Source organism: Pseudomonas sp. SDO55104_S430 (assembly GCF_054070595.1).
Genome location: NZ_JBSVXG010000349.1, coordinates 1 through 4168, shown reverse-complemented (window position 1 = coordinate 4168; position 4168 = coordinate 1). Strand labels below are relative to the sequence as shown.

The 4168-nt window shown below is 60.9% G+C and carries 3 protein-coding genes; all 3 read right to left on the bottom strand.

The window, feature by feature from the left end; translation table 11 throughout:
• Positions 1-128: 128 nt before the first annotated feature.
• Positions 129-1703: an arylsulfatase gene (locus ACW9JE_RS29140; protein WP_457434730.1), complete on the bottom strand. Its 1575-nt coding sequence runs from the start codon at positions 1701-1703 to the stop codon at positions 129-131.
• A 72-nt stretch (positions 1704-1775) separates the two neighbouring features.
• Complete coding sequence (locus tag ACW9JE_RS29135; protein WP_457434729.1) at positions 1776-2798, bottom strand: HAD family hydrolase; 1023 nt, start codon at positions 2796-2798, stop codon at positions 1776-1778.
• 2 nt (positions 2799-2800) lie between these two features.
• The coding region (locus tag ACW9JE_RS29130) for a hypothetical protein (RefSeq protein ID WP_457434728.1) at positions 2801-4168 on the bottom strand (1368 nt) is incomplete at its 5' end.

The following is a 4168-nucleotide window of genomic DNA, read 5'->3' as shown; positions in this document are numbered from 1 at the left end:
CTCCCACACTGGTTCTGCGGTACAACCAAAACCTTGTGGGAGCGGGCTTGCCCGCGATTGGGGCCAACACGGTCCCAAGTTGCAAATAGGGCCGCTCGCCAACGAAGGCGAGCGGCGGTCAAGCAGTGTTACTTCGCAGCTTTCATTTTCTCTTCGATTTTCTTGTCAACGTCTGCGCGGATCTGGTCGATGCTGAAGCTCGCCGGGCGTTGGCTTGGCGGGTAATCGACGAAGGTCTGCAGGAAGGCCGCCGATCTGCGGATACCGTCAAACAGCAGATAGTCGTTCTTCGCCAGCCAGTCAAAGTATTGATCGGACACTACGTCGGCACGCTCGTAGGGGTCCATGCGCAGATTGAACAGCTTCGGCACCCGCAGGCAGGTAAACGGTTCGCTCCAGACCTTGAAGCCACCCGGTGCCCGCTGTTCGCAGAAAACCAGCTTCCAATCGTTGTAGCGCATGCTCACCAGTTCGCCATCGTCGTTGAAGTAGTAGAACTCGTTGCGCGCGCTCTTGTCGGTTTTGCCAGTCAGGTAATCGAGCTGGTTGAAACCGTCCAGATGCACCTTGAAGTTCTTCCCGCCGACGTCGGCGCCCTTGAGCAGGCGATCCTTGATGTCGGTATCACCGACGGCCGCCAGCAAGGTCGGGAACCAGTCCATCCCGGAGAACATCTGGGTGGACACTTCACCCGGCTTGATCTTGCCAGGCCAGCGGATCATCGCCGGCACACGGTAAGCACCTTCCCAGTTGGAGTTTTTCTCGTTGCGGAACGGCGTGGTCGCCGCATCCGGCCAGGACCACTGGTTCGGGCCGTTGTCGGTGGTGTAGACCACGATGGTGTTGTCGGTGACCTTCAGGTCGTCCAGGGTCTTGAGCAACTTGCCGACGTCGCCATCGTGCTCGAGCATGCCGTCGGCATACTCGTTGCCGACCATGCCGCTCTGGCCCTGCATGGATTCACGCACATGGGTGAAGGCGTGCATGCGGGTGGTGTTCATCCAGACGAAGAACGGTTTGTCCGCCTTGACCTGTTTGTCGATAAACGCCTGGGCGGCCGCGGTAGTCTCGTCGTCGATGGTCTCCATGCGTTTCTTGTTCAGGGGACCGGTGTCTTCGATCTTGCCGTCGGCGAAGCTGTGGATCACGCCACGAGGCGAAGCCGCCTTGACGAAGGCGGCATCATCTTTCGGCCAATACGGACGCTCCGGCTCCTCTTCGGCATTGAGGTGGTACAGGTTGCCGAAGAACTCGTCGAAACCATGATTGGTAGGCAGGTACTCGTCCTTGTCCCCCAGGTGGTTCTTGCCGAACTGGCCTGTTGCATAGCCGTGGGCCTTGAGCGCCTGGGCGATGGTCACGTCCCGCGCCTGCAGGCCAACCGGTACGCCGGGCATGCCCACTTTGGAAAGGCCCGTGCGCAGCGCCGATTGCCCGGTAATGAAGGTCGAGCGTCCCGCCGTGCAGCTGTTCTCCGCGTAATAGTCGGTGAACATCATGCCTTCCTTGGCAATGCGGTCGATGTTGGGGGTCTTGTAGCCGACCACGCCCATGGAATAGGCACTGATGTTGGTCTGGCCGATGTCATCGCCGAAGATCACGAGGATGTTGGGCTTGTCGGCGGCCCCGGCGGCAGCCGAGAACGCCATCACCGAAGCCGCCAACAAGGCCGCCTTCGGTATCCACTTGCGTATGCCAGTCATATGACTTGCTCCTTTGACTCATTTGCGTCGCTTGATGCGACAACCGTTCATTGCGGTCCTGCCTACGCTTGCTTACTGCACTTGCCCGGTTGTGGCATCGAACGGGTAGATCCGGCGCCATTCGGCAGCCATGTCCACGACGGTCCAGCCACGTTTGTTCGCTTCATCCAGAGCCTTGTCCAGGCGACCCACCTGGGACTGTCGGTCGTAGGCCCATTCACGTTTGGCGTCGGTGTGATGCACCAGCCCCATGAAGCGCTTGCCGGTGCCGGCCGCGGTCCACTGGAGCATCTGCAGGTCGCCGTCGGAGTTGCCGAAGGCGAGAATCGGACGGCGCCCGATCACCGCTTCGATGCTGACCGGCTTGCCCGGACCGTCATCGTTGTGCGCCAGTTTTTGCGTACGCAGGATCGAAGCCTTGCCATCCTTGTAATCGAAGGTGGTGACGAACGTGGTGCCGATCACCTGCTCGGGTGGAACGCCGTAAACCTTCTCGGCGAAGGCGCGCATGAAGCCGGTTTCGCCGCCTGAGACGATGTACGTCTTGAAGTCCTGGCTGCGCAGGTAGTCGAGCATTTCCAGCATCGGCTGGAAGATCATTTCGGTATAGGGCTTGCCGGTTTTCGGGTGACGGGCCTTGCTCAGCCAGGTCTTGGCGTAGTCGTCGAAGGCTTCGGTGGTCATGCCGCCGTGGGTGGCGGCGAAAATTTTCATCAGGCCATCCATGCCGCTCGCGGCCAGGGCCTGGTGGTCGTCTTCAAGCACCGCCTTGAATGGCTGGGTGGTTTTCCATTCCGGATGCTGCGCGGCATTGCGCTTGACCTCGTCCAGGGCAAACAGGAACTCGAAGTACATCGGCTGCTCGCTCCACAGCGTACCGTCATTGTCGAATACGGCGATGCGCTCTTCGGGTCTGACGAAGTCCATGCTGGATTGATCGGTCACTGCCTGGACGAATTCGATGATGCTCTTCTTCGACGGACTGTCGTTCCAGGATGGCAGCGGCTCGGCGGCCTGGACTAGCAAGGGCAGGCTCAGGGCCAAGGTCAGCAGAAACTTGAATCCGTGAAGCTGGCGTAATAATGGCGGCGTCATGATCACAGATCCTTCTCGCGAACAGGGTTGAGAGGTAGAAGTGCTGGTGCGACTGATTCCTTGTTTTGTTCGGACTGACTATGCAGCGTAGTCAAGGATTTCCCGAACTGGCGCAGCGCCTGATCTCCGGTTGGCTCACGGCTGTAACAGGCACGTAACAGGGTTTGCAGTCGCGGGCCGAGGCCGGTGAGTTGCAGGCCCTTGCCGCTGCGGCGCGTCCACAGATACAGCGCGCTCAATTGCGGCGGCTGGCCTTCGATCTGCGCGGGAATCTGCTGCCAGGCGTAGTCGGCGGATTCAAGCCATGCGGCATGACGGGCGCGGCGTTTGGCCTGCCAGTCGAGGTAAGCACGATGGATGAATGGGCGGGCGAACCAGACCAGCAGCGCCACGCCAAGCAATAGCGCGAGCAGGCCCAGCACAGACCTCGACAGATGCAGTGATTGTTGCCGGCCGAGTTTTTTCAGGTCTTCTGCGATCGAGAACACGGGTTTGTAGGTGCTGTTGGCCACAGCATCGAACTCGACCGCAGGCACTTGTGCGGTACGGGATTGCTGGCTGCCGGCGTCCCACCATTTGAGTTCGATGGCGGGCAGGGTGTAGTGGCCTTCGCGGTCGATGCGGTAGGTCACGCTGTCGATGCGCTGGCCGCCGGTGAAATGGCCGCGACCGTCGTCCAGGCTGGTGACTTGCGGGTTTTTCGGGTAGCGACTCAGTCCGCTGACGTCGGTCGATGCGGGCGTTGGGAGCGACATGGCGAGCGCACCGTCCGCCTGGAGCGTCAGTTCACGGGTGATGCTGTCGCCGGCTTTCAGCGCCGTTTGTGGCTTGATGAGGTTTTGGGTGAAACGCAGCCCTTGCGCCACCAGCACCGGTTCACCTGGTTTGAAGCCAGGCGGTTGTGTTGTCGTGAAATGCAGCGGCTGGGTTTGCGCGCTGAGTTCGGTGGTGGCCTGGCCGGGTTTGGCTTGAACGGTCAGCGCCGGGATGTCGAAGTTCTGGGCCAGATTCGGCGTGATCAGGTAGCGGTAGCGCATGCCGCTCAAGGATTTGCCGTCGGCGGTCTGGTTCAGGTGCTCGGCATGGCCGTCGGGCGGCATTACCAGGGCGCCGGGCAGCTTGAGGTCGGGCAGGGTGGGGGCGTCGGTGAACCAGGTGTCGGTGAGGATGTCGAGTTGCAGTTCGACCACACTGCCGACCATGGGGGAAGCGGGTTGTACTCGGGCCTGAACTCGGAGTTCGGGTTCGGCGGCCAGGGTGGTTGTGCTGATCAGGGCTATGAGTAGGGCGCCGAGTGTTGTGGTGAATTTTCGGGCGCTTTCGCGAGCAAGCCCGCTCCCACACTGGACCGTGTCAGTGCAACTTGAGCC